Here is a 22,915-nt window from a genome sequence, read left to right as displayed (position 1 = left end):
GGCGCAGTACCACGGAGCGTCCGGGCCCCGTGGGCACCGTCCTGGCACCGGGAGCAACGATGAGATTCTTCGTAGAACGCCAACTGCGCACGGGAGAGGACCTGCGCCGTACGCGGCCGAGTCACCGTTTGTACTGGCGGCGGATGGCCCACGAGAAGATCCTGCTGTACGGAGGGGCCTGGGCCGGGGGGCAGGGCGACACGCTGCTGCTCCAGGTCGACGACCACGCCGCGCTGCGGAGCGTGCTGGGCGGGGACCCTTACGTCCGGGAACGCATCGTCCTGAGCACCCGCGCCAGGGAGCTGGACGAGGTCTTCACCGGCGGCTCCGCCGCGCCGGCCGGCCCCCATGTCCCGGACGCGGGGCGGCCGGAGATCGAGGCGGGCGAACTGAGCGCCCACGAGCGTCGGCTGACCCGGATGATGCTCGACGGTCTCACCAACCAGCAGATGGCCGAGCGGCTGCGGGTCTCCCCGCGCGCCGTGGAACAGCACATCACCCGGATCTATCGCAAACTCGACATCAGCCGCCGCGCCCAACTCGCCGTGGCCCTGCACGGACGTCCCCCCGTGGCCGCCTGACCCGACGGCACGAGCGGCGCCACCGGCCCACTCTCAGAGCAGGCCGCGGGTGGCGCCGCCGTCCACCGGCAGCACCACTCCGGTGGTGGCTCCCGCGAGCGACGAGGCGAGGAAGGCGGCGGCGGCACCCACCTCGTCCGGTTCCGCCAGCCGCCCGATCGGAATGTCCGCGCTCAACCGCTCCACGCCGCCCTCGAGTTCCTCCGCCCACGCCTGGAGCGTGGGCGTACGCGTCATACCGGGGGCGAGCACATTGACCGTCACCGCACGCTCCCCGGCCTCGGCGAGTTCGTGCACCAGCGCCTTGGCGTAGCCGACCACCGCCGGGCGGACCGTGTTGGACAGCGCGAGCCCGGGAATCGGCTGCTTGCTGGCCAGCGAGGTGACGAAGAGGATCCGGCCGTAGCCCGCCTGCCGCATATGCGGCAGGGCCGCCCGGGTCAGGGTGATCGCGGAGAGCAGGTTGAGCTCCACCGCCGCCCGGTAGTCCGGCACACCGAACCGCTCGGCACCCCCCTCCGGCGGGCTCCCCGCGTTGGCGACCACCACATGCGGCCCGCCGTGCAGACCGGCCACCTCCTCGACCCAGCCCTCCACCGCGGCGTGATCGGTGACGTCCAGCGCCTTCCCGTGCACCGCCCCGGGCGCCTCCTCCTCCAGCAGGCTCACCGCCTCCCGCAGCCGGCCGGGGGAGCGCCCGCACACCGATACGGTGGCGCCCTCCCCGGCCAGCCGGCGGGCCACCGCCAGCCCGATGCCGCTCGTACCGGCCGCGACCAGCGCGACCCGCCCCTTCAGCCCCAGATCCACTGCACCCTCCTCGGACGTCTTCCGGCCACTTACTCTGCCCGCTCCGGCAGCGGCGCGCAGGCGTTCACCATCCTCGACGCCCCGGACTTCGGCGAGCCGGCCGACCGCACCCGTTCCCGGAGCCGCGCCGACCACCACTGCCCGCCGACCGCCGCCGCTCCCAGCAGCACCGGAAGGATCAGGAACCACCCGGAGAACGCCAGGACGACGCTCATCACCGCGGCCGCGACGACCGCGCCCCACCACACGGCGCTGCCCCGGGGCAGCAGCCGCACCCCCGCCACCAGGCCGGCCACCGTGACCGCGATGAAGCACGCGGACGCGGCCAGCATGACCTTCCCCAGACCGGTGTCCGTCAGCAGCGCGAAGGCGCACACCAGCCCGCTGAGCACGAACAGCAGGGCCAGGCTGCGGCGCGGCACCTCGCCGGGCCGGTGGCCCTTGGCGAGCGGGGCCGGCAGCACACCGTCCCGGGCGAGCGCCGCCCCGAGCCGGGAGGCCCCGGCCAGGTAGGAGTTCATGGTGCCGAAGGTGAGCAGCATGGCCATCACCGCGGTGATGGCGGAGGCGGACGAGCCGATACCGCGCTGGAGCAGCAGCGTCAACGGGGCGTCGGACTCGGCGAGTTCGGGTCCCAGCACCAGCACACAGGTCACCGCGAGACCCAGGTAGAGCACCCCGATGACCACCAAGGTGGCCGCCGTGACCCGGCGCAGATCCTTGCGCGGATCGCGGAACTCACCGGAGAGATGGGTGACCGCCTCCCACCCCGCGAAGGTGAAGAACAGCAGGCTGGCGGCCTGTCCGACGGCCGCCCCGCCGTGCGGCGCGAACGGGGTGAGGTTCGAGGTACGGGCGTGGGGCAGCGCGGTGAGCACGGCGATCAGCAGCAGCACCGCCAGCAGCCCCACCAGCACCAGCTGCACCCGGGCCGACATCCGCAGCCCCACCGCGTTGCTGGCGAACGCCGCCAGCAGCAGGCCCGCGGCCACCGCCAGCGTGACCCGCTGTCCGGCACCCAGCGCGTGGGCCGCGTACTGGCCTCCGACGTAGGCCGTGGCCGGTGCCCCGGCGGGCAGGGCGAAGTAGAACCAGTACCCCACCGCGCCGGACAGACGTGACCCGAAGGCCTTGGACACGAAGGTGGCCACCCCGCCGCTGTCCGGGTACCGCGCGCCGAGCGCGGCGAAGCTCGTGGCCACCGGTACGCAGAACAGCAGCAGCGCCAGCCACGCCAGCAGGGAGGCGGGGCCCGCCGCCCGCGCCGCGAGCGCGGGCAGCGCCAGAATGCCGGCGCCCAGGATCGCGCCCACGTAGATCGCGGTCCCCTGCCCCAGCCCCACCCGGTGCTGCGTACTCATGTCGACTTCCCCTTCCCTGTCCCGTTCCCCGTTCCCATCTCCGCCCCGGCCCCGAGCGGCCGTTCCTCCCAAGGGGCCAGCGCCTCCCACACCGCGGCCTCGTTCAGCCCCAGCTGGTCGAGCACCTGCTCATGGCTGCCGCCCCGGCTCGGCCAGCCCTCGCCCGCGTTCACCGAGCGCACCACGCGCCCGGACAGCAGCAGGGCGAGCGCGGAGCCGACGCTCCCGGCGGGCCGGTGCTCCTCGACCACGACGAACCTGTCGTACCGCCCGGCCAGTTCCGCGGCGGCCAGCTCCAGATGCGGCTGGTCGACGAAGCACAGATGCGCGTGCGCGAGCCCGGGGTCGGCCCGGCGCACCGCCAGGCACAGCTCGGTGCCGACCTCACCGACCGACACCAGGCAGGTACGGTCCGGCCGCGCGCCCGCGTCGTCCCAGTTGACCACCGGCGGGTCCGTCCCCTGCCACGGCAGGCTCACCGGGGCGGCGTTGCGCCCGGTGCGCACGTAGTGCGGGGTGCCGGTGCGCGCGGCCCGGCGGATGACCGCGCGCATCTCCTGCTCCCCGTAGGGGGCGGCGATCGTGACGCCGGGTATCGCCCGTACGACGGCGAAGTCCTCCAGGCAGTGGTGGGTGGTGCCGAACCAGCCGCCGGACACCCCGGCGTACGGGGCCACCACGGTGATACCGGCGCCCAGGTAGCCCAGGGCGAGCTTCAGGCTCTCCGCCGCGCGCAGCGCGGCGAACGGCGCGAAGGTGGAGACGAAGGGCTGGTAGCCGCCGGCCGCCAGCCCGGCGGCCATGTCGACCATGGCACCCTCGGCGATGCCGACGTTGAAGAAGCGGTCGGGATACGCGGTCGCGAAGGGGTGGGAGCGGCCGCCGAGATCGGCCTCCAGGCACAGGACCCGGGGGTTGTCCGCGGCGATGCTCGTCAGTTCCTCGCGGTAGGCGGTACGTCCGGGCAGTGTCATCGCACGATCCTCTTCCAACTGGTGGCCCGCGCGGCGTCGATGGTCACGTAGTGCGAGGCGGCCTTGCCCTCGACCGGGCGGAGCCCCTTGCCCTTGACGGTGTCCGCGATGATCGCCAACGGCCGTGTGGCGGCCGACCGGTCCGGCTCCAGCAGTTCCCGGAGGGCGGCCACATCGTGCCCGTCCGCCTCGCGCACCTCGAAGCCGAACGCCTCGAACCGCTCGGCCAGCCGCGGCTGCGGGGAGATGTCCGCCACCAGGCCGTCGTTCTGGCCGCCGTTGCGGTCCACGAAGAGCACCAGATTGCCGACCTGTTGCGCGGCGGCGACCTGGCAGGTCTCCCAGACCAGCCCCTCCTGGAGCTCGCCGTCCCCGGCGACGGCGATGCCCAGGCCGCCCGAGCCGGAGAGCCTGCGGCTCAGGGCCCAGCCCAGCGCGTAGGGCACCCCGTGGCCGAGGCTTCCGGTCGGGAAGCGGACGCCCGGTACGGCGGGCCCCGGATGACCGGTGAAGTGGTGGGTCGGGGCGCCGTAGTGCGGCACCGGGTCCTCCGGGAGGATTCCGGTCACGTACAGCGCCGCGTACAGCCCCGCGGCGGCGTGTCCCTTGCTCAGCACCACCTGGCTGCCGTCGTCGGACGAGGCCGTCCGGTCCAGCGCGGCGATCAGGATGTCCATCGCCGACAGGCTGCCGCCGAGATGGCAGCCGGTCGGCGAGGCGGCCATGTCGATCACCATGCGGCGGGCGGTCAGCGCCCGCTCCCGCAGCACATCGGGGAGGGTCTGGTGGGGGGCGGGGCGCTCGGCGACGGCTCCGCCGACACCGTGCGGCCCGGCCTCCGTGACGGTCGCCGTCATGCCGCCTCCTCCCCGGTCCGGGCGGCGCGCCCGCCGTCGTCGGCTCCCGCGCCGCTGAGCGCGAAGAACCCGGTGACCGCCTCGTGCAGCACGGTGCGGGCCCTGCGGTACTCGGCCGCGTCGATGTGCTCGTGTTCGGTGTGGTCCAGGGCCGAGTCGCCCGGTCCGTAGGCCACCATGGGTACCCCCCGCCATGTCGTGGCCAGGGTGTTCATATCGGATGTGCCCTTCTTCAGCAGGAATCGGGGACGGATGCCGCTGCGGCCGAAACCGCGGCTGAAGGCCCTGGCCAGCGGCGTCGAGCGGGGGCCGGTGAAGCCCGGGGTGGCGCGCAGGAACTCGATCCGCACGTCCTCGCCCGCCGCGTCCAGGGCCCTGGTGCGCAGCGCGTCGAGGTCCGCGGCCGGCGGCACCCGGAAGTTGAGGATCGCGGTGGCCGACTGGCTGCCGGCATCGGCCGAGCAGCTGACGTCGATGACCGCGCTCAGGGCGTCGTCGGCCTCCTTCAGCACGGCCGCCCGGATCGCCTCCAGCGACTCGATCAGGTGGTCGGGCGCGGACCGGGCCTGGAAGCCGGCCGAGTGGCCGCTGCGCACCGTCGCGGTCACCCGCAGCTTGAACAGCCCGAAGTAGCCGAGGGTGAGGGCGGCCGAACCGCTCGGCTCGCCCACCACGACCGCGTCCGCCGGATAGTGGTCGCGTACGTGGAAGGCCCCCTTGGACGAGGAGACCTCTTCCTCCACCGCGCCGACGACGCGCAGCCGCCAGCCCTCGGGGACGGTCGCGTCGGCCAGTACGTCGAGGAAGGCGGCCATGGACGCCTTGGCGTCCACACTGCCCCGCCCGTGCAGCACCGCGTCCCCGGTGCCCGCGTCCGCCGTGTCCGCGTCATCCGCGGCGCCGGATTCCCAGCGCACCGGCCAGGTGAACGGGACGGTGTCCAGATGGCCCAGCAGCAGCAGGGTGCGCGGTCCCGTGCCGCGCTCCGCGACCAGGTTGCCGGCCTCGTCGCGCCACGCCCGCAGCTCCCGCTGCCGGCACCAGTGCACCAGGTAGTCCACCAGTTCGTGTTCGTCGTAGGAGGTGGAGGGGATCTGCACGGTCCGGCTGAGCAGGGCCAGGTCCGCGGCCGGTTCCTCGGCCGCCCAGAACCGGGTCCAGCCGTCCGGATCCGCCATGGTGTGCGGCCCGGTCACCGCGACGTCCGCCGTGCCTCGCAGCCCCAGCTCCGCCGCCCGCACCTTCTGCTTCATCCGGCCGCCCGCGTACTGGGCGGCCGTGCCCGGGAACGCGTCGCGCAGGGTGGAGCCGGGGTCCGCGGGGTCGGTGAGGATCCCCGCGGTCCCGGTGACCAGCCGCAGATGGTCCGCGCCCAGCGCGTTGGCCAGCGTCGCGGCCAGCACGTCGGCGTCGACGTTGAGTTCGCTGCCGCCGGCCGCGTCCCGCACCGGCGGGGAGAGGCAGACCACGTCGTAGGCGTCCAGCAGCGTCGTGAGCCGCTCGGTGTCCACGCCCTCCGCCGTGCCCGCGCGGTGGTCCCTGATCACCTTGGACCGGCCGTCCGCCATCACCCGCAGCGGACGGTTGACGACCCCGGTCACCAGGCCGCCGTGGGCCGCGACGGCGGTGAAGACCGCCAGGCCGAGCGCGGTGAGGCCGGCCTCCACCATGGGGAGCGTGACCTGCTGGTAGGCGGCGACGATATGCGGCATCTCCGCCGGAGGGCAGTAGCGCACGGTGTCGCCGTTGCGCAGGGTGAGTTCGGGCATGGCCCGGCCGATGGACCGGTAGTGGCGCTCGATGCCCTCGGCGCCTCCGGCCACCAGCAGCACCCGCGCCCCGCGCCGGCGGACGGCGGCGATCTCGTCGAAGACCTGGGGATGCAGCAGGGTGCTGCTGCCGACCTTGATCACATACAGGGGCCGTCCGCTCATGGTGTCACCGCCGTGAAGGGAAGGGCTGTGGACTGCTCGAATCCGTGGAGGAGGTTGAGGGCCTGCACCGCCTGTCCGGCCGCGCCCTTGAGCAGGTTGTCGAGCGCGGCGACGGCCACGAACCGGTCCTCGCGGACCGACACCGCCACCTCGGCCATGTTGGAGCCGACCACGCTCTTGAGCATCGGGAAGTCGCCGGGCGTCTTCAGCGCGGTGCGCACCCGGACGAACGGGGTCTTCGCGTACGTCTTGCCGTAGGCACGTTTGACGTCCAGCCGGGAGACCTCCGGGCGCAGCGGACCGTACGCGGAGATCAGGATGCCCCGCGAGACGTCCAGGCTGTAGGTGGAGAACCGCAGCCGTGGGGCGCGGCCGGAGAAGGTGTGCAGCGCCTGCACGATCTCCGGGGCGTGCCGGTGCCCGAACGGCTTGTGCACCCGGAAGTTGCCGATCCGCTCCGCGGGGTGCTCCGAGGACTTCGCTCCGCTGCCACTGGCCCCGGTCTTGGCGTCCACGACGACCTCATCCCCCACCAGGTCGGCGGCGACCAGCGGTTGCAGCGCGTAGAGCGTGGTGACGGCCATGCAGCCGGGCAGGTTGATGAACCGGGCGTCGGCGGGTGGCGGGGAGAACTCCGGGACGAAGTAGTGGAACGGCTGGTCCCACCCGGCCGACTCGGGATAGTGGGCGGCGGCCTCCTCAGGGTCGGTGAGCCGGAAGTCCCCGGCCAGGTTGATCACCCGCTCCGCCCGCTCCGAGAGCTTGGGCATCCGCGGCGGCAGCGCCCCGGTGGGCAGGCAGCCGAAGGCCACGTCCACCTCGTCGCAGGCATCCAGCGGCTGGAACCGTAACCCGGCGGCGGCGGGGTGGTTGCGCACCCCGGCCAGCACGGAGGTGATGGGGAGCCCGCTGTAGCGCTCCGAGGACAGATAGGCGAGTTCCACTCGCGGGTGGTCCAGCAGCAGCCGGACCAGTTCCGCACCGGTGTAGCCGCTGGCGCCGAGTACGGCCACCCGCAGCCGGTCGTTGTCAGCCAAGGCGGGCCGCCTTCTCATAGGGCCGCCGGTACTCACGCTCGGCGACGAGCTTGCGGATGGCGTCGGGACGGGCGGCGACCTTGCGGAAGGCGTCCGCGTAGCGGGTCGCCCGCTCGTACTCCACCGGGGAGCGCAGCTCACGGCAGAGCACCACGGTGCGGTCCAGCATGGCGACCACGTTCGGGAAGTCCTGCGGCTCGTGGTCCCGGACCGCGGCCGGGTTGAGCGTGAACGGGTAGCCGTTGCCGAAGCCCGCCCGCTCCCGGAAGGGCAGGTGGCAGGGGATGGGGGTGTTCTGCCACTCGCGGGCCGGCACGCCCTCGGCGGTGAGCAGCTCGTGCACGGCCTCCTTCACCGCCCAGACGGGCAGGTCCTCCAGGCCGACGGCCTCGGGCACCAGATTGACGCGGTACATGTTGTACGCGTGGACGTGGCCGTCCGGCACGTACGGCGGGGTGAACAGACCGGTCTCCCGCAGCGCGTCGGCCAGCAGCGCCGCGTTGCGGGCCCGTATGGCGTCGTAGTAGGGCAGTCGCGCCAGCTGGCTCGCGCCGAACGCGGCGGCCACCCAGGACATCCCGTAGTCGATGCCGTTCCGGTCGAGGAACTCCGTCGTCCGGTCGTACGCCTCGTCGCTTGCGAAGAAGGCGATACCGCCCTCGCCGCCGAGCGGGAAGTTCTTGTCCGCCATCAGGCTCTGTCCTGCGGCGTCCCCCAGGGAGCCGCAGATCTGCTCACCGATCTTCGCGGAGTGGGCGTGCGAGGCGTCCTCCACCAGCGCCAGCCCGTGCCGGCCGCAGACCGCGCGCAGCGCGGCGACGTCCGCGGGCAGCCCGTGGACGTGCACCGGCATGATGGCCCGGGTGCGCTCGGTGACCGCCGCCTCGGCGGCCTCGGCCGACATGCAGTACGTCCGCGGATCGATGTCGACGAAGACCGGCACGGCCTTGGCGGCCACGACCGCCTGCGCGGTGGCGATGAAGGTGAAGGCGGGGACGATCACCTCGTCACCGGGCTGCACACCGGCCCCGATCAGGGCCAGATGGAGGCTTGAGGTGCCGCTCGCGGTGGGGAGCGCCCGGTGGGCGCCCACGTAGGCGCGGTAGCTCTCGGCGAAGTCGGCCACCACCTTCTCCGGGGCGGACCGCTGCGCCAGCAGCATGGTGAAGACATCCTCCTTGGTGATCACCGGGAAGATGGTGCGCCGCATCTCCTTGGGGATCATCGCCCCGCCGCCGAATTCGGCGAGTTCGGCCGCGACCTCCGCGGGGTCGGGCAGCGGGAGCGGAGCCGACGGGAAGTCCGTGATCATCAGTTGGTCCCTCCGGTCTTGACGGGCGTACGCGGGCCGACCTGCCTGAGTGCCATCCGGACGCAGGCCGCGACCAGCGGGCTGAGCCGGTAGTTGAACTGGACGCCCGGGGCCAGGCCGGGTTCGGCCTCCTCCTGCGTCCACATCGTGCGCAGATCGAAGGCGCCGAATATCTTCAGCCGCTCGGCCCGCGCCCAGATCCGCTCGTCATCGGTGAGCAGGGCCGCCGCCGGCCCGAAGCCGAGCCCGGTGAAGTCCACGGCCAGCGCCGGAGCGCTTGCGGCCGCGGCGGCCTCCCGGAGTTGGCCGGCGTTCTCGGGGGTGAGGCTCAACAGATCGAAGGCCGGTCCGCCGGCCTCCGATCCGGCTTCCTGGCCGGCCTCCTGCACGCCGAGCCAGCTGACGAAGGAGCGGTCGCGCCGATCGAGTTCGGGCAGCACCGCGTGGTCACCGTGCCCGATGCCCTGGCCGCACAGCGCCGCGTGGATCGCGGCCGTCCGGCTGTTGACCAGAACCACTCTGGCACGGCCGCCGAGTTTGGCCAGCAGCCTCTCCAGAGAGGGCAGCTCCTTGTCGTTCTTCTCGATGCTCATCACGACACCGGAGGTCAGTACCCGGGTCAGAACGAGCGCAGCGTCGTATTGTTCCATGAAATATCCCCTTGAAAAGGTGACAATGGTCCTGGAGATTCCCCGTGGTGTTACTGATGCCGGTGGCGTGATGGCTCAGGCGGCCACCGAGAGCCGCCGGGAGCCGAGGAGACCGGCGACGTATTCGGCATAACGGCCCGCCACATCGACGCCATGCGCTTCGGAGGAACGCGCGAATTCCGGATTGGCGTTGATCTCCAGAACCGTCAGCTCACCCGTGAGGCGGTCCTCCACCAGGTCCACCCCGTAGAAACCGGGGCCGAGAGCGGAAACCGTCAGGGCGCACAGCCGCTCGATGTCCGCGGTGATCTCGACGCGTTCCACCTCGGCGCCCAGATGCGTATTGGTGCGCCAGTTGTCGGACTTCCGGCGGAAGGCCACGACCGGGGTCTCCCCGATCACCACGACGCGCAGGTCATGGCCCGGCTTGTCCACGTACTCCTGCACCAGCACGGGAAAGAGCTTCCCGGCCGCGTCGGCGGACTCCCGCCCGCCCGTCCACGCCTCCAGTTCGCCCTCGTCGGCCAGGCGGGTGACCCCGCGCCCCCACGAGCCGGAGGGCGGTTTCACCACCACCGGCTGGCCGAGCTCGACGACGGCGGAGCGGACCTGGTCGTAGCTGAACGCGTGCCGGGTCACCGGGTGGGGGACGCCGTGCCGCGCGAAGAGCAGGGCCTGAAGGCCCTTGTCGTTGCACACCTCGATGGCCGAGGGGCTGTTCAGGGTCTCGATCCCGGCCTGCTCGAGCCGGCGGGCGGTACCGATGGCCTCACGGTGGGACAGGTTCCTGAGCAGGACGATCTCGGGTCGGGCCGTTTCGTCCGAGAGGACTTCGGCGATGTCCGGCGGCAGCACCGGACGGGCCGTCAGCCCCTGGGCGCGCAAGGCGTCCAGGAGCCGACGCTCGTCGGGGCGCAGCACGGTCACCGACAGCAGGACGTCGGTGGCTGCGACGGTCATTCGCCCCAGTCCTCCTCGACCTCCGGCGCCAGCGCGACCTGGTAGCCGTTGTCGGCCCCGCTGGTCAGCTCGTGCTCCTGACCGCACGTCCCGCATTCGATGATCTCGCCCGTCTCCGCGCCGTTCTCAATTTCCAGCTCGCTGTCGCAGACGAGGCAGACCGTGTTCTTTTCGACCGTTACCGGCATGGCTTTCCCTTCCCGATCATGACGAGGGATTCGACCGGTCCGGAATCGGCTCCGCGTTTCCGGACACCAATGACGGTACGGATGGGGGCCGCCTGCGGGCACTACGGGATCACGTAGCCGCAGCCCCAGACCATTGGCCTGGGGCTGCGCGGGTTCTCGGGCGACCGGGGGTCAGCAGTCGCGGAGTTCGGGCGACTGGTTGAGGATCTGGGACCGCGTGGAGACGAAGGTGGCGTAGGTGGAACCCTCTTCCGCACCGGGGCGGAACGCGGCCACCCGATGGCAGTTCATGAAGGCGAGGGTGATGCCGAAGTGGCGCTCCAGACTGCCGCGGATGGCGTCGCTGGCCAGGGCGCGCAGCAGCTGCCCCCGCTCGGCCTCGGACGGCGGCGGGGTCTGGTTGTCGGTGAACTCGGCGTCACCGGAACGGAGTTCGTCCGCCAGACGGGCGATGAGGTCATAGGCGTACGGCAGTGAGTCGCGCACGGTGGCGACGAAGTCCCGCTCGGAGACCTCGCCCTGCTCGGCCTGGGCCAGAAGTTCGGGGGAGACGGTCAGTGACATGCGAAGGGTGCCCCAATCGGTCGGGTCGTGAAGACGGCGGGCGGTGGTCAGTGCGATGCGGCGGCATCGGCGAGCGCGGCCGGTCCATGGCGGAATGCGGGATCGACCTGGGCGCTCAGATCCTGGCCGGTGGCGCGATCGGCCCAGGCGCGGGCGTTGCGCAGATGGAAGGAGACGGCCTGCCGCTGGAAGGTGTCCCAGTCCTTGGGCCGGGAGTCCACGGCGGCGCGCAGCTGCTCCAGGGCCAGGCGGTGCTCGGGTTCCAGCTCCCCGGTGGCGCGGCCCTGTTCCCGGGCGCGGACCCAGTCGGAGTGGCCGAGGCACACCAGCAGGTCGTCCCCGATGTGCTCCTTGAGGAAGAGCCGGTCGTCCTCGCCGGCCACCTTGTTGCCGACCACGGCGAGCGGCACCCCGAACTCGGCGGCGTGCTCCTTGTACTGGCGGTAGACGGACACGCCCTTGAGGGTGGGTTCGGCGACCAGGAAGGTCATGTCGAACCGGGTGAACAGCCCGGAGGCGAAGGAGTCGGCACCGGCGGTCATGTCGACGACGACGTACTCCCCGGCGCCGTCCACCAGATGGTTCAGATACAGCTCGACGGCGCCGAGCTTGGAGTGGTAGCACGCCACGCCGAGGTCCTCCTCGGCGAACGCCCCGGTGGTCATCAGCCGCACTCCGTCGACGTCCCGTACGTGCCGGGCGTGCACCGGGTCGGAGCCGAGCAGGCGCAGCAGCCGGGACCCACGTCCCGGCGGGGTGGTCTTGACCATGGCCTCGAGAGAGGTGATGCGCGGGTTGTCGCCGCGCAGGTACTCCTTGATCTCCGCGGTGCGGTCGGCGAGCGGCACGATCTCGCGCAGCGCGTTCCCGTCCAGCCCCAGGGCGGTGCCCAGATGCTGGTTGATGTCGGCATCGATCGCCACGACGGGGGCGTGCGAGCGGGCCAGGTGCTGGGCGAAGAGGGCGGAGAGAGTGGTCTTGCCACTGCCGCCCTTGCCGACGAACGCGGTGCGCATGTCCGCGCATCACCTCCAGATGAATATGAATGTCATATCGCTTAAGGGAAGGCTTCCCCAGGCGTGGACCTCGTGTCAAGTCGCCCTGCCCGAGCAGGAGATGGCCGTACGCTGCGGCGTTGGGGGAGAGAGGGAGGGGGAGGGGAGGCGGCATCCGGACCGCACGAAAACGCAAACGGTGCCGACCGGAATCCGGTCGGCACCGTTCGCGTGCCTTTTCACTCTTGTGTCCGAGGGGGGACTTGAACCCCCACGCCCGATAAAGGGCACTAGCACCTCAAGCTAGCGCGTCTGCCATTCCGCCACCCGGACCAGGTGTCTGCCGGTCGGCCCGTGGCCGTTCCGACATGGAAAACCATAGCAAACATCGGGACGTGCTCGATCACGGCAGCTCACGCCCCGGAGGGCGGTACCGGAGCCGGTCCCGGGCCGGAGCGGGGCCGGAGCGGGGGTGGGGGTGTGTGACGGGGGCATGACGGCGGTATTGCCGCCTTGGGCTTGGCGGGCGAGCGGGGGAGGATGGGGCAGGTGACCCCTGCCGTGGGCGGGCCGTACCTGGGCTTCTCGCGGCAGCGCAACGACAAGGAGGCATCGTGAGTGAGTCGCTTTCGGGCGCGACGACGACCGGGACGGTCAGCGGCGAGGACGAGGTGGTCGACCTCTGCCGTGACCTGATCCGGATCGACACCAGTAACTACGGCGACCACTCCGGCCCCGGTGAGCGCGCGGCCGCCGAGTACGTCGCCGAGAAGCTCGCCGAGGTGGGGCTCGAGCCGAAGATCTTCGAGTCGCACAAGGGCCGGGCGTCGACCGTGGCGCGGATCGAGGGGGAGGACCCGTCCCGCCCGGCGCTGCTCATCCACGGCCACACCGACGTGGTACCGGCCAACGCCGAGGACTGGACCCACCACCCCTTCTCCGGCGAGATCGCGGACGGCTGCGTCTGGGGCCGGGGCGCGGTGGACATGAAGGACATGGACGCGATGACCCTCGCGGTCGTACGGGACCGGCTGCGCAGCGGCCGCAAGCCCCCGCGCGACATCGTGCTGGCCTTCCTCGCCGATGAGGAGGCGGGCGGCGTCTACGGTGCCAAGCACCTGGTCAAGAACCACCCCGACCTGTTCGAGGGCGTGACGGAGGCGATCGGCGAGGTCGGCGGCTTCTCGTTCACCGTCAACGAGGACCTGCGGCTCTACCTGATCGAGACCGCCCAGAAGGGCATGCACTGGATGCGGCTCACGGTGGACGGGACCGCCGGGCACGGTTCGATGACCAACAACGACAACGCCATCACGGAGCTGACCGAGGCCGTCGGGCGGCTCGGGCGGCACAAGTTCCCGGTGCGGGTCACCCAGACCGTGCGGTCCTTCCTGGACGAGCTGTCCGACGCGCTCGGCACCCCGCTCGACCCGGAGAACATGGAGGAGACGCTCGCCAAGCTCGGCGGCATCGCGAAGATCATCGGGGCCACGCTCCAGAACACCGCCGCCCCGACCATGCTCAGCGCCGGCTACAAGGTCAACGTCATTCCCGGGCAGGCCACCGCGCATGTGGACGGGCGCTTCCTGCCGGGGTTCGAGGACGAGTTCCTGGCCGACCTCGACCGCATCCTCGGCCCGCGCGTCAAGCGGGAGGACGTGCACGCGGACAAGGCGCTGGAGACGAGCTTCGACGGGGCGCTGGTCGAGGCCATGCAGTCGGCGCTGAAGGCCGAGGACCCGATCGCCCGCGCCGTGCCGTACTGCCTCTCGGGCGGTACCGACGCGAAGTCCTTCGACGACCTCGGCATCCGCTGCTTCGGCTTCGCGCCGCTGCGGCTGCCTCCCGAGCTGGACTTCGCCGGGATGTTCCACGGGGTCGACGAGCGGGTGCCGGTGGACGGGCTGAAGTTCGGCGTCAGGGTGCTGGACCGGTTCCTGGACGCCTGCTGAGGGCCGCACGATCGGCCTAATCGATCACACATACCGAAGGAACCAAAAAGGGTGAATGGTGTCGTAGCTTGATAGCTTGATTGCTCCCTCCTCGTTACATGGGGTGTGCGACCCGTAACCGGGCCGCGATGCCGACAAGGGGGTGGTGCTGTGCCCCGCCTTCGGCAACTACCGCATCGATCACGTGACATCGGGTCACGGTCCACCGGAGTGTGAACCCGGGCGGTCTCGGAGTGTGCGCGCTCCGGGCGCCCGGGGATGGGGGTGCGGGCGAGACCGCCCGCGCGCACTCCGGCCGGGACGGAAGGCTAGGGGAGCAGAAAGTTATGCGACAGGTTGCGAAAAAGGGCCTGATCACCGTGGCCGCGGCGAGCGGCGTTCTCGCCGTCACCGGCGGCTACGCCCAGGCGGCGGGTTCGGGGGCGGACGGCGGCGCCGCCCATTCGCCGGGTGTCGTCTCGGGCAACAACATCCAGGTCCCGGTGCGGGTGCCGGTGAACCTGTGCAACAACACGGTGAGCGTCGTCGGCTTCCTCAATGGCGCCGGTGGGGGGCAGTGCGGCGACCGGTCCGGCGGTGGTTCGGGCGGCTCGTCCGGCGGCGGTGCGCAGACCGGTGGCTCGCAGGCGCAGGGCAGCACCGGCGGCTCGCCGGGAATCGGCTCCGGCAACAACATCCAGGTTCCGGCCGAGGTCCCGGTCAACGTCTGCGGGAACGGCATCAACGTGATCGGGGCCGGCAACAGCAGCGGCGGTGGCGACTGCGGCCGGCTGGTCCCGGCCGTTCCGGAGAACCCGGAGGAGCCGGGCGAGCCCGGCAGCCCTGGGAACCCCGGTAACCCTGGTGAGCCTGGGAATCCCGGAGAGCCTGGTAACCCGGGTGAGCCCGGCAACCCCGGAAATCCGGGTGAGCCTGGTAACCCCGGCAACCCAGGCAACCCTGGTACCCCCGGTGACCCGGACGAGCCCGGTAACCCTGGCGACTCCGGTGGTTCGAACCCTGGCGGTGGCTCGGACCCCGGCTCCTCCTCGCCGGGGCACCAGGCTGACCAGACCGGAGTCCACGGCCTCGACCCGTCCGCGAACCTCGGCAGCAAGGAGCAGCTGGCACAGACCGGCGCCGGCCCCGTGGAGCTGGCCATTCCGGCCGCCGCGGGCATGCTGCTCGCGGGCACGGTGCTCTACCGGCGGGCCCGTGCGGCGCGGCGCTGACCACGCACCGCACACCACACCTCACACACCGCGCGGCACACACCGGACCTCGTACTCCGGGTGACCGTGGCGTCACGTCCGGCGGGCCCCGCGACAAGCGGGGCCCGCTGGGTGTTGTCCGTCCCGGCCCGCTACCAGGTAGCCCGGAGCTGGCGGATGATGCGGCGCCGCAATCGCACTCTGCGGCTGCCGTCGGGGTTGAGTCTCAGGCGGTCCAACTCCCAGTGTCCGTACTCGGCATGGTCGGTGAGCAGGCGGGTCGTGGCCTTGCGGGAAACACCGCGCGGCACGTACACATCACAGAATTCGTATTCCGGCATCGCATCTATTGTGCGGGAACTGCCCTGCTACGGATAGCGTCTGCACTATGTCTGATGCTGCGCAGCCATCCGCTGCCGAGGTACGCGCCGCCGCCGAAGCGGTGAAAGCCGCACTGGACCGTCACCTCGAGGCTGTCGAACGCCGGTCGGGGGAAGGCGACCCGGCCGTCTATGCCGCGTTCAACGAACTGGCCGCGGCAGCCGAGGTCTACGACGAACTGCTCTATGACGCCTACGACGAGGTGACGCCTTTCGAGATCCCTGGTGACGACAGCCTCCCCGCCTACGCCGGGCCGGAGGAGCCGAGCGCGCTGAGCGTGCTGATCCGCAGGGACTATGTCGTCGTCGAACCGCAGCGGCTGCTCTCGCAGGCGCAGCGGATCGCCGACCTGGATCCGGACATCGACACGGGGAACGACGGGCAGGGCGGCGGGGCGGCCGCCGGGGAGAGTGTGCACACCGCGCTGGGTGTGGTCTTCGGCGAGTTCGAGGCGGACGAGATCGCCTCTCGGCACAAGGAGTTCGGTCTGGAGGAGGGCGACTCCACGCTCTGGGTGGTGGCGGACGAGGAGCCCCCGGAACCGGGGGAGTGGCTGTCCGCCCCCTTCGATCAGGCAGATCCGCATATGGTCGTGTGCCGCTTCGATATGAGCTCGGTCTTCGACGAGGAGCTGGACGAAGAGGAGCTCGACGAGGAGGACGAGGACGACCTGGAGGTGCTGGAACCGGGCAGCTGAGCACCGCGGCCCCCCGGGCCGCCTGGCCCCGGACCGCTCGGCTACGAGGCGAGCGGTCCGGGGCCGTGGCGTACCAGGGGTCCGGCCGGGACCGGGCCGGGCCGGGGCCGCTGGTCAGCCGGCGGACTCGGCCGGGACCTGGGCCTGGAGCAGGGCGCGCAGCCGGGTGGTGCGCTCCTTGAAGGGGATCTCCGCCACCGCCCGTGGCAGCGCCGCCTCCGCGCCGTGCACCACCGACAGATGGCGCTCACCGCGGCCGAAGGCCGTGTAGACCCAGGCGCGGGTCAGGCCCGCCGCCGCGTCGCCCGGCAGCACCACCACGGCCGCGGGCCAGCGGGTGCCGCACGCCTGGTGCGCGGTGACGGCCCAGCCGTGCCGTACCAGCTCGCCCACCTCCTCGCGGGGCACCAGCACGGGGGTGCCCGCGCAGTCCAGACGCAGCCCCTCGGCGTCGGCCGAGACCACGGTGCCCGGCACCGTACGCCCCGGGGCCGGGGTGTACGCCACGCGGTCGCCCGGGTCGAAGCCGCCGAACCGGCCGGGGCCGGGGTTGAGGCGGTTCTTCAGGGCGGCGTTGAGCGCACGGGTGCCGGCCGCGCCGCCGTGGCCCGGGGTGATCACCTGGGCCTGCTCCGCCGGGACGCCGATCGCACGGGGCACCGAGTCGGCGACCAGCTGCACGGTGCGGTGCACCGCCTCGCCCGCGTCCCGCACGGGCACGATCACGACCTCCTTGCCGGGCGCCTCCACCTGATTGAGCTCGCCGATCCCGATGCCCGAGACCAGCTCGCCGATGGGACCCGGATCGGGGGTGCGGGAGACGACCTGCGGACAGCGACGGGCCGCCACCAGATCCGCGAAGACCCGGCCGGGACCGGCCGACCACAGCACCCCGGGGTCCCCGCTCAGCACCAGACGGGCGCCGTCCGGAAGCGACTCGACGAGCATCGCGGCCGCTTCCACATCGAGCTGCGGGGCGTCCAGCACGGCGAGCAGATCGAGCGCCAGCGCCCCCTCCTCGTCGCGCCCGGGGCCCTGGGAGTCGGCCAGCAGCCCGGCGACGGTGACGGCCGCCGAGGCGGCCTCCGGGCCGGCGCCCGGGGCCTCGCCCAGCGCCGCGGCCAGCCGCCGCCTGCCGTCCTCGCTGTGTGCGGCCGCGTAGGCCCGTAGGCCCATGGCACGGGCCGCGGCGACCAGCGCCGCCGGTTCGGCGCGCGCCGCCTCGCCACCGCTGTGGGCGACCAGGCCGTGGGCCGCGGCGGTGCGGATGAGCTCCGCGGCGGAGGCGGTCGGCGCCGCGGCGGCCGCGCTCTCCCAGCCGGGCGCGGTGGGATCGCCTGCGGGCGCCGCATCGGCCGCCGTACCGCCCGGCGGGGTGGCGAAGGTGCTCGCCAGCCGGGCGAGACCGTCGGCCAGGCTCTCCTCCGCCAGGGCATAGCGGTCCAGCCCCAGCAGCACCCGCACCGGCTGCTCGGCGTCCTCCTCGCCGGCGGCCGGGGAGCGGGACCCCGCCGGGGCGTCGAGCGCGTCCTGGAAGACCAGCACCGCGCCCTCCGCGATCGCGGTGCGCAGCGCCTCGTCCGGATCGGGCACGGACATCTTGGCGAGCGCGTCGCGCAGCGCGGACGATTCCAGCGCGGTGTGGCCCTCGAGGGCGGCGCGCTCCAGCAGCCAGCCGGTGAGCGCCAGCGCACGGCGCTCGTCGCCGGGCTCACAGGCCGGGCCGAGGAGGGTGCGGGCGAAGCCGTCCGCGTGGTCCGGGCGTACACCGGGGACGGCCAGCAGCCGCCAGGGGTCCGCGCGCAGCGCCTCGGCGGCGCGCTCCCCGAGCGTCTCGACGACGGCTGCGGCCAGGGTCTCGGGCGCGCCGCCCGCCGCGAGGACCTGCCGGACGTCGCCGCTGCCGGGGATCTCGCCCCCGGGGCCGGGCGCCGGGCGGGCCGACGGCCGCCGCACGGGGGCGGGGGCCGCCGCACGGGGCTGCTCGCGCACCGGCGCGGCGGGGGCGGCGGGCGCCGCCGGTCGGGAGGCCGGGGCGTCGTTGAAGAACGACGCGGCCGACCGCTCACCGCTCTCCACGGCCCGTACGGCGGCGGCCAGCGCCTCGGCCGCCGCCGACCGCTTGCCCTTACCGACCGCCCCGCCCCCACCACCGGGGGCAGTCGGACCCTCCGCACCCTCGCCGCTCGCGCCGCGTGGGCTCCCTTCGGGGCCGCCGGGTCCGCCCTGGGCCGTGTCCCCGCTCGCCTCGGCCGGGCTCGGCGTTGTCGTGTCCTCGGGGTCGTCCTGGTCTGCCGTTGGGCCGGAGCCGTGCCCGGCGGGCGGGGTCTGCCCAGGGCCGGTGTCCGTGCTGTGGGGGCCCGCTTGGGCGGAGGCTTCAGCGGTGCCGGGCGCGCCCTGTCCGGTGGGCACGGAAGCCTCGGCTGTCGTGTCCGGGGCCGTGCCACCGCTCGCCTCGGCCGGGCTCGGCGTTGTCGTGTCCTCGGGGCCGTGCCCGGCGGGCGGGGTCTGCCCTGGGCCGGTGTCCGTGCTGTGGGGGCCCGCTTGGGCGGAGGCTTCAGCGGTGCCGGGCGCGCCCTGTCCGGTGGGCACGGAAGCCTCGGCTGTCGTGTCCGGGGCCGTGCCACCGCTCGCCTCGGCCGGGCTCGGCGTTGTCGTGTCCTCGGGGCCGTCCTGGTCTGCCGTTGGGCCGGAGCCGTGCCCGGCGGGCGGGGTCTGCCCAGGGTCGGCGTCCGTGCTGCGGGGGCCCGCTTCTGTGGCGGGGCCGTCGGGAGCGCCTGCCGGAGGCTGTTGGCCGTGGGCGCCTTGGGCGCCGCGCGGGCCCGCTCCGGCAGCGGGGGCCTCGGCATCGTCGGCGCGACCGGTGGCCGGGGCCGCCGCGTCACCCGGGTCCGCCCCTGTGGGGGCGTCCGCGGCGCCGGGCTCGCTGTGGTCGCCCGGAGCGGGCTCCGTGCCCGGCGCGGCTCCGGTGCGGTCCGGGTCCGCTCCTGCGGGGGCCTCCGCGGTGCCGGGGCCGTCCGGGGTGGGCTCGCCGGGGGGACCCGGCTCCAGGGGGCCGGTGTGCTCCGGCTCCGCCGGCTCGGGCTTCGGGCCGGCCTCCTCGGGCGCCGATGCGGCCTCGCCGGCGAGGCGGTCGGTACTCACAGCGTGCTCCAGTCCTGATCGGGATAGCGGTGCACGGGCGCCGACACATCGTCGAGCGCCTGGCAGATCTCGTCCGGAAGACTAAGGCTCTCCGCCGACAGCGCCGCCCTGAGCTGCTGTGCGTTGCGCGCGCCGACGATCGGCGCGGTCACACCCGGGCGGTCGCGGACCCAGGCCAGTGCCACGTTGAGCGGGGTGGTGGCCAGGCCGTCGGCGGCTATGGCGACCGCCTCCACGATCCGGCCCGCCTCCTCGTCCAGATACGGCGCGACGAAGGCCGCGAGCTCGGAGGCGCCGCGCGAGTCGGCGGGGGTCGCATGGCGGTACTTGCCGGTCAGCACACCGCGGCCGAGCGGCGAGGACGGCAGCAGCCCGACGCCGAGGTCGAGGGCGGCGGGCAGCACCTCGCGCTCCACACCGCGCTGAAGCAGTGAGTACTCCATCTGGGTGCTGGCCAGCGGGGTGTGGGCCCCGGAGGAGGCCAGCTGCCAGGTGGCGGCCTTCGCGAGCTGCCAGCCGCTGAAGTTGGACACCCCCACATAGCGGGCCCGGCCGCTGCTGACCGCGATGTCCAGCGCCTGCAAGGTCTCCTCGAGCGGGGTGAACGGGTCGAAGGCGTGCACCTGCCACAGGTCGACGTAGTCCGTGCCCAGCCGCTCCAGGGAGGCGTCCAGCGCGGCCAGCAGATGGCCGCGCGAACCGTCGAAGCGGCGGTCGGGATCGGGCACGCTGCCGGCCTTCGTGGCGATCTGCAGATCGCGCCGCGGCAGCAGCCCCTCCAGCAGCTGCCCCAGGAGGTATTCGGCGCCGCCGTCCGCGTACACATCCGCGGTGTCGACAAGCGTGCCGCCCGCCTCCCAGAACGTCTTGAGCTGATCCGCGGCGTCGTGTTCGTCGGTGTCCCGCCCCCAGGTGAGCGTGCCGAGCCCGAGCCGGGAAACGCGCAGGCCCGTGCGGCCGAGGTGCCTTAGCTCCATGAACGTCGAGATTACTGGCCGGAATGCGCCCCGTGGCAGCCTGTGGATAACCCACCCCTGACGCATCCCGGCCGTGCGCGCTAGAGTCCCCGCAACAGCGACGTTACTGATCAGTAAGGGGTGCGTATGAGGCTCGGCATCAACCTCGGCTACTGGGGCGCCGGAATGGACGCGGACAACCTCGCGGTCGCCCGCGAGGCCGACCGGCTCGGCTATGCCGTCTGCTGGGCCGCCGAAGCCTACGGTTCGGACGCCGCCACCGTGCTCTCGTGGGTCGCCGCGCAGACCGAGCGCATCGACGTCGGCTCCGCCATCTTCCAGATCCCGGCCCGCACCCCGGCCATGACGGCCATGACCGCCGCCACCCTCGACACCCTCTCCGGGGGCCGCTTCCGCCTCGGGCTCGGCGTCTCGGGGCCCCAGGTGTCCGAGGGCTGGTACGGCGTACGGTTCGACAAGCCGCTGGCCCGCACCCGCGAGTACGTGGAGATCATCCGCAAGGCGATGTCGCGCGAGCGGCTGACGCACGAGGGCCAGAACTGGACCCTGCCGCTGCCCGGCGGCCCCGGCAAGCCCATCAAGCTGACCGTCCACCCGGTGCGGGAGCACATCCCGCTCTACATCGCGGCCATCGGCCCGAAGAACCTGGAGCAGACCGGCGAGATCGCCGATGGCGCGCTGGTCCTGTTCTACGCGCCGGAGCACGCGGAGGAGACCACCCTCCGCCATCTGCGCGCGGGCCGGGCCACGGCCGGCAAGGACCTCGACGGCTTCGACGTGGTGCCCACCGTCCCCGTGGCCCTCGGCGACGACGTCCGCGCCCTGGCCGACCAGTTCCGCCCGTACACCGCGCTCTACGTGGGCGGTATGGGCAGCGCGAAGCAGAACTTCTACAACAAGCTGGCGCAGCGCCTGGGATACGAGAAGGAGGCCGCCGAGATCCAGGAGAAGTACCTCTCCGGGGACAAGGAGGGCGCCGCCGCGGCCGTGCCCCACGACCTGATCGACTCCACCGCGCTGCTCGGCCCCGTGGAGCGCATCGCCGACCGTATGCAGGCGTACGCGGAGGCCGGGGTCACCACCCTGTCGCTCAACCCCTCGGGCTTCACGCTGGAGGAGCGGCTCGCCGGGCTGCGGGCGGGCGTCGAGGCCCTGGAGCGGGCCGGGCTCGCGTAACCCCGGCCGTAACCCCGGCGAGGCCGTGCCGGGAAGGTTCAGCGGCCGTGGTGGGGGCTCGGGGGTCTTCCCCGCCACGGCCGTCGTCCAGCACAACGCCGCCGGCGCCCAGGGGTTACGCGGACGCGGTGCCCGAGAGGTCCCCCGTCCGGCCGAACCGGGCGCCTGAGCTGTTGCCGCCGCGCCGAGGGGGCCGTTGACTTTTTCTGCGCTGTCTTCTGCGCTGCCCCCGCGCGGACGCGGACGTCGGCACGACGAGTGCACGACACATGTACGACAAACGCACGGCTAACGCACGACAAGCGCGCGGCGGCGTGCGGCAGCGCACGACCAGCGCACGGAGGTGGCGGCGATGCTCTCGGCGAAAAGCCTGTTCCAGGAGATCCTCGACAACGATGAGTCGTTCCGGCTCTTCTGCTCCGTCGCGGCCAGCGGGGAGGCCCAGGGAGGCTGGGAGAACGGCCGGATCGCCGCCCTCGTGCCCGAGAGCCTGCGCGACCTCGCGCCCAAGATCGCCCGCCATGGCGCCGATGAGGACAAACACGGCCGGATCTTCAACGCCCTGCTCCGCAAGCGCGCCCTGGAGCCCATGGAGGTGCCGCCCGAGACCGACTACACGATGTTGCTGGAGGCGCGGGGCATCGGCCTCGCCCATGACAAGCTGCGCCGCGACGAGCGGCTCACCGAGCACGACATCGTGATCTATCTCACCCACAGCCGGGTCACCGAACAGCGCGCCTCCGCGCAGATGGTGATGTTGCGCAGGTACTTCGGCGACCATCCCGACCTCGGCCGCGCGGTGCGCATGATCGCCGAGGACGAGGACAACCATCTCGCCTACTGCCACGAGGAGCTGCTGCGCCTGGCCGCCGCCGGGTACGGCCGGACCATCCAGCGGGCCCTGCGGGAGAGCGCGCTCGTCGAGATCGCCGTGTACCGGGACGTCAGCCTCGCCGTGATGGCCCATATGGGGCGCGTTCTCGGCTGGTCCAGGGCGAAGTGCGCGCTGCTCGCGGCCGGGATCCACGCCCTGTACGGGTATGAGCGGCTGGGCGGCTGGCGGCGCATGGTGGCGCTGCGGATGCCCGAGCGGCGGAACGCGCTGGGCGGGCCCGCGCAGACCGCTTCCGAGGCGCCCGAGTTGGTCTGAGCACGGGGCCCGGCGGGGCGGCGGC

At 72.8% G+C, this 22,915-nt stretch carries 21 protein-coding genes and 1 tRNA gene; 6 read left to right on the top strand and 16 right to left on the bottom strand.

What is annotated here, in order from left to right:
* Positions 1 to 59: 59 nt before the first annotated feature.
* Positions 60 to 581 carry a helix-turn-helix domain-containing protein gene (locus tag PS467_RS10035; protein WP_268971097.1) on the top strand — a complete coding sequence of 174 codons (522 nt, stop codon included), beginning with the start codon at positions 60 to 62 and terminating at the stop codon, positions 579 to 581.
* Between the two features lie 33 nt (positions 582 to 614).
* On the opposite strand, the gene PS467_RS10030 is transcribed toward PS467_RS10035, so the two are convergent.
* The 13 genes from PS467_RS10030 to PS467_RS09970 all read right to left on the bottom strand — a co-directional run bounded on the left by PS467_RS10030 (position 615) and on the right by PS467_RS09970 (position 12,556).
* A complete protein-coding gene (locus PS467_RS10030) occupies positions 615 to 1,391 on the bottom strand; it encodes an SDR family NAD(P)-dependent oxidoreductase (protein ID WP_311034970.1) in 777 nt (258 codons plus the stop codon).
* Between the two features lie 29 nt (positions 1,392 to 1,420).
* Complete coding sequence (locus PS467_RS10025) at positions 1,421 to 2,752, bottom strand: APC family permease (RefSeq protein ID WP_311034969.1); 1,332 nt, start codon at positions 2,750 to 2,752, stop codon at positions 1,421 to 1,423.
* Positions 2,749 to 3,726 (bottom strand): transketolase family protein, encoded by a 978-nt coding sequence (locus PS467_RS10020; RefSeq protein ID WP_311034968.1) that lies wholly within the window; start codon positions 3,724 to 3,726, stop codon positions 2,749 to 2,751. The genes PS467_RS10025 and PS467_RS10020 overlap by 4 nt, the downstream gene beginning before the upstream one ends.
* Complete coding sequence (locus tag PS467_RS10015; RefSeq protein ID WP_311034967.1) at positions 3,723 to 4,583, bottom strand: thiamine pyrophosphate-binding protein; 861 nt, start codon at positions 4,581 to 4,583, stop codon at positions 3,723 to 3,725. Before PS467_RS10015 ends, PS467_RS10020 begins: the two co-directional genes overlap by 4 nt.
* The gene (locus tag PS467_RS10010) at positions 4,580 to 6,517 is read right to left on the bottom strand and encodes a M20/M25/M40 family metallo-hydrolase (protein WP_311034966.1); all 1,938 of its coding nucleotides are present in this window, start codon (positions 6,515 to 6,517) and stop codon (positions 4,580 to 4,582) included. Before PS467_RS10010 ends, PS467_RS10015 begins: the two co-directional genes overlap by 4 nt.
* Entirely contained in the window at positions 6,514 to 7,554 is a 1,041-nt protein-coding gene (gene argC / locus PS467_RS10005) for an N-acetyl-gamma-glutamyl-phosphate reductase (protein WP_311034965.1), read from the bottom strand. Before argC ends, PS467_RS10010 begins: the two co-directional genes overlap by 4 nt.
* The gene (locus tag PS467_RS10000; protein ID WP_311034964.1) at positions 7,547 to 8,866 is read right to left on the bottom strand and encodes an aminotransferase class I/II-fold pyridoxal phosphate-dependent enzyme; all 1,320 of its coding nucleotides are present in this window, start codon (positions 8,864 to 8,866) and stop codon (positions 7,547 to 7,549) included. The genes argC and PS467_RS10000 overlap by 8 nt, the downstream gene beginning before the upstream one ends.
* The gene (locus tag PS467_RS09995; RefSeq protein ID WP_311034963.1) at positions 8,866 to 9,516 is read right to left on the bottom strand and encodes a degT/DnrJ/EryC1/StrS aminotransferase; all 651 of its coding nucleotides are present in this window, start codon (positions 9,514 to 9,516) and stop codon (positions 8,866 to 8,868) included. Before PS467_RS09995 ends, PS467_RS10000 begins: the two co-directional genes overlap by 1 nt.
* Positions 9,517 to 9,591: 75 nt before the next feature.
* Entirely contained in the window at positions 9,592 to 10,476 is an 885-nt protein-coding gene (locus tag PS467_RS09990; protein WP_268971088.1) for a RimK family alpha-L-glutamate ligase, read from the bottom strand.
* Positions 10,473 to 10,664 (bottom strand): lysine biosynthesis protein LysW, encoded by a 192-nt coding sequence (locus PS467_RS09985; protein ID WP_268971087.1) that lies wholly within the window; start codon positions 10,662 to 10,664, stop codon positions 10,473 to 10,475. Before PS467_RS09985 ends, PS467_RS09990 begins: the two co-directional genes overlap by 4 nt.
* A gap of 171 nt (positions 10,665 to 10,835) precedes the next feature.
* Positions 10,836 to 11,228 carry an SCO5389 family protein gene (locus tag PS467_RS09980; protein WP_311034962.1) on the bottom strand — a complete coding sequence of 131 codons (393 nt, stop codon included), beginning with the start codon at positions 11,226 to 11,228 and terminating at the stop codon, positions 10,836 to 10,838.
* Positions 11,229 to 11,275: 47 nt separating this feature from the next.
* The gene (locus tag PS467_RS09975) at positions 11,276 to 12,244 is read right to left on the bottom strand and encodes an ATP-binding protein (RefSeq protein ID WP_311034961.1); all 969 of its coding nucleotides are present in this window, start codon (positions 12,242 to 12,244) and stop codon (positions 11,276 to 11,278) included.
* 227 nt (positions 12,245 to 12,471) lie between these two features.
* Positions 12,472 to 12,556, bottom strand: a tRNA-Leu gene (locus tag PS467_RS09970).
* 281 nt (positions 12,557 to 12,837) lie between these two features.
* Between PS467_RS09970 and PS467_RS09965 the strand changes: the two genes are divergently transcribed.
* Both PS467_RS09965 and PS467_RS09960 read left to right on the top strand, forming a co-directional pair.
* Positions 12,838 to 14,175, top strand: coding sequence for a M20/M25/M40 family metallo-hydrolase (locus PS467_RS09965; protein ID WP_311034960.1), 1,338 nt, complete (start codon positions 12,838 to 12,840; stop codon positions 14,173 to 14,175).
* Between the two features lie 326 nt (positions 14,176 to 14,501).
* Positions 14,502 to 15,386: a chaplin gene (locus PS467_RS09960; RefSeq protein ID WP_311034959.1), complete on the top strand. Its 885-nt coding sequence runs from the start codon at positions 14,502 to 14,504 to the stop codon at positions 15,384 to 15,386.
* A 131-nt stretch (positions 15,387 to 15,517) separates the two neighbouring features.
* Here PS467_RS09960 and PS467_RS09955 read toward each other — a convergent pair whose 3' ends face one another.
* A complete protein-coding gene (locus PS467_RS09955; RefSeq protein ID WP_014059547.1) occupies positions 15,518 to 15,706 on the bottom strand; it encodes a DUF5703 family protein in 189 nt (62 codons plus the stop codon).
* Positions 15,707 to 15,753: 47 nt separating this feature from the next.
* On the opposite strand from PS467_RS09955, the gene PS467_RS09950 reads away from it, so the two are divergent.
* Positions 15,754 to 16,443 (top strand): hypothetical protein, encoded by a 690-nt coding sequence (locus tag PS467_RS09950; protein ID WP_311034958.1) that lies wholly within the window; start codon positions 15,754 to 15,756, stop codon positions 16,441 to 16,443.
* Between the two features lie 114 nt (positions 16,444 to 16,557).
* Here PS467_RS09950 and PS467_RS09945 read toward each other — a convergent pair whose 3' ends face one another.
* Together PS467_RS09945 and PS467_RS09940 are read right to left on the bottom strand one after the other, a co-directional pair.
* On the bottom strand, positions 16,558 to 18,855 hold the full coding sequence (locus PS467_RS09945; protein ID WP_311039804.1) for a helix-hairpin-helix domain-containing protein: 2,298 nt from the start codon (positions 18,853 to 18,855) through the stop codon (positions 16,558 to 16,560).
* Between the two features lie 728 nt (positions 18,856 to 19,583).
* A complete protein-coding gene (locus PS467_RS09940) occupies positions 19,584 to 20,564 on the bottom strand; it encodes an aldo/keto reductase (protein ID WP_268971080.1) in 981 nt (326 codons plus the stop codon).
* A gap of 126 nt (positions 20,565 to 20,690) precedes the next feature.
* On the opposite strand from PS467_RS09940, the gene PS467_RS09935 reads away from it, so the two are divergent.
* Complete coding sequence (locus PS467_RS09935; protein ID WP_268971079.1) at positions 20,691 to 21,740, top strand: LLM class F420-dependent oxidoreductase; 1,050 nt, start codon at positions 20,691 to 20,693, stop codon at positions 21,738 to 21,740.
* A 352-nt stretch (positions 21,741 to 22,092) separates the two neighbouring features.
* Positions 22,093 to 22,890 carry a ferritin-like domain-containing protein gene (locus PS467_RS09930; protein ID WP_311034957.1) on the top strand — a complete coding sequence of 266 codons (798 nt, stop codon included), beginning with the start codon at positions 22,093 to 22,095 and terminating at the stop codon, positions 22,888 to 22,890.
* Positions 22,891 to 22,915: the final 25 nt, after the last annotated feature.

Origin of the sequence: Streptomyces luomodiensis (assembly GCF_031679605.1) — a bacterium.
Lineage (GTDB): Bacteria > Actinomycetota > Actinomycetes > Streptomycetales > Streptomycetaceae > Streptomyces > Streptomyces luomodiensis.
The sequence above is the reverse complement of the archived record's forward strand: the minus strand, read 5'-3'. Positions and strand labels throughout refer to the sequence as shown.

Bases quoted from the DNA above. Each gene is read 5' to 3' on its own strand.
- PS467_RS09930 (WP_311034957.1), top strand. From the start codon at position 22,093: ATGCTCTCGGCGAAAAGCCTGTTCCAGGAGATCCTCGACAACGATGAG.
- PS467_RS09975 (WP_311034961.1), bottom strand. From the start codon at position 12,244: ATGCGCACCGCGTTCGTCGGCAAGGGCGGCAGTGGCAAGACCACTCTC.
- PS467_RS09960 (WP_311034959.1), top strand. From the start codon at position 14,502: ATGCGACAGGTTGCGAAAAAGGGCCTGATCACCGTGGCCGCGGCGAGC.
- PS467_RS10020 (WP_311034968.1), bottom strand. From the start codon at position 3,726: ATGACACTGCCCGGACGTACCGCCTACCGCGAGGAACTGACGAGCATC.
- PS467_RS10010 (WP_311034966.1), bottom strand. From the start codon at position 6,517: ATGAGCGGACGGCCCCTGTATGTGATCAAGGTCGGCAGCAGCACCCTG.
- PS467_RS09985 (WP_268971087.1), bottom strand. From the start codon at position 10,664: ATGCCGGTAACGGTCGAAAAGAACACGGTCTGCCTCGTCTGCGACAGC.
- PS467_RS10035 (WP_268971097.1), top strand. From the start codon at position 60: ATGAGATTCTTCGTAGAACGCCAACTGCGCACGGGAGAGGACCTGCGC.
- PS467_RS09935 (WP_268971079.1), top strand. From the start codon at position 20,691: ATGAGGCTCGGCATCAACCTCGGCTACTGGGGCGCCGGAATGGACGCG.
- PS467_RS09940 (WP_268971080.1), bottom strand. From the start codon at position 20,564: ATGGAGCTAAGGCACCTCGGCCGCACGGGCCTGCGCGTTTCCCGGCTC.
- PS467_RS10025 (WP_311034969.1), bottom strand. From the start codon at position 2,752: ATGAGTACGCAGCACCGGGTGGGGCTGGGGCAGGGGACCGCGATCTAC.
- PS467_RS09980 (WP_311034962.1), bottom strand. From the start codon at position 11,228: ATGTCACTGACCGTCTCCCCCGAACTTCTGGCCCAGGCCGAGCAGGGC.
- PS467_RS09955 (WP_014059547.1), bottom strand. From the start codon at position 15,706: ATGCCGGAATACGAATTCTGTGATGTGTACGTGCCGCGCGGTGTTTCC.
- PS467_RS09995 (WP_311034963.1), bottom strand. From the start codon at position 9,516: ATGGAACAATACGACGCTGCGCTCGTTCTGACCCGGGTACTGACCTCC.
- PS467_RS09990 (WP_268971088.1), bottom strand. From the start codon at position 10,476: ATGACCGTCGCAGCCACCGACGTCCTGCTGTCGGTGACCGTGCTGCGC.
- PS467_RS09950 (WP_311034958.1), top strand. From the start codon at position 15,754: ATGTCTGATGCTGCGCAGCCATCCGCTGCCGAGGTACGCGCCGCCGCC.
- PS467_RS10000 (WP_311034964.1), bottom strand. From the start codon at position 8,866: ATGATCACGGACTTCCCGTCGGCTCCGCTCCCGCTGCCCGACCCCGCG.
- PS467_RS10015 (WP_311034967.1), bottom strand. From the start codon at position 4,583: ATGACGGCGACCGTCACGGAGGCCGGGCCGCACGGTGTCGGCGGAGCC.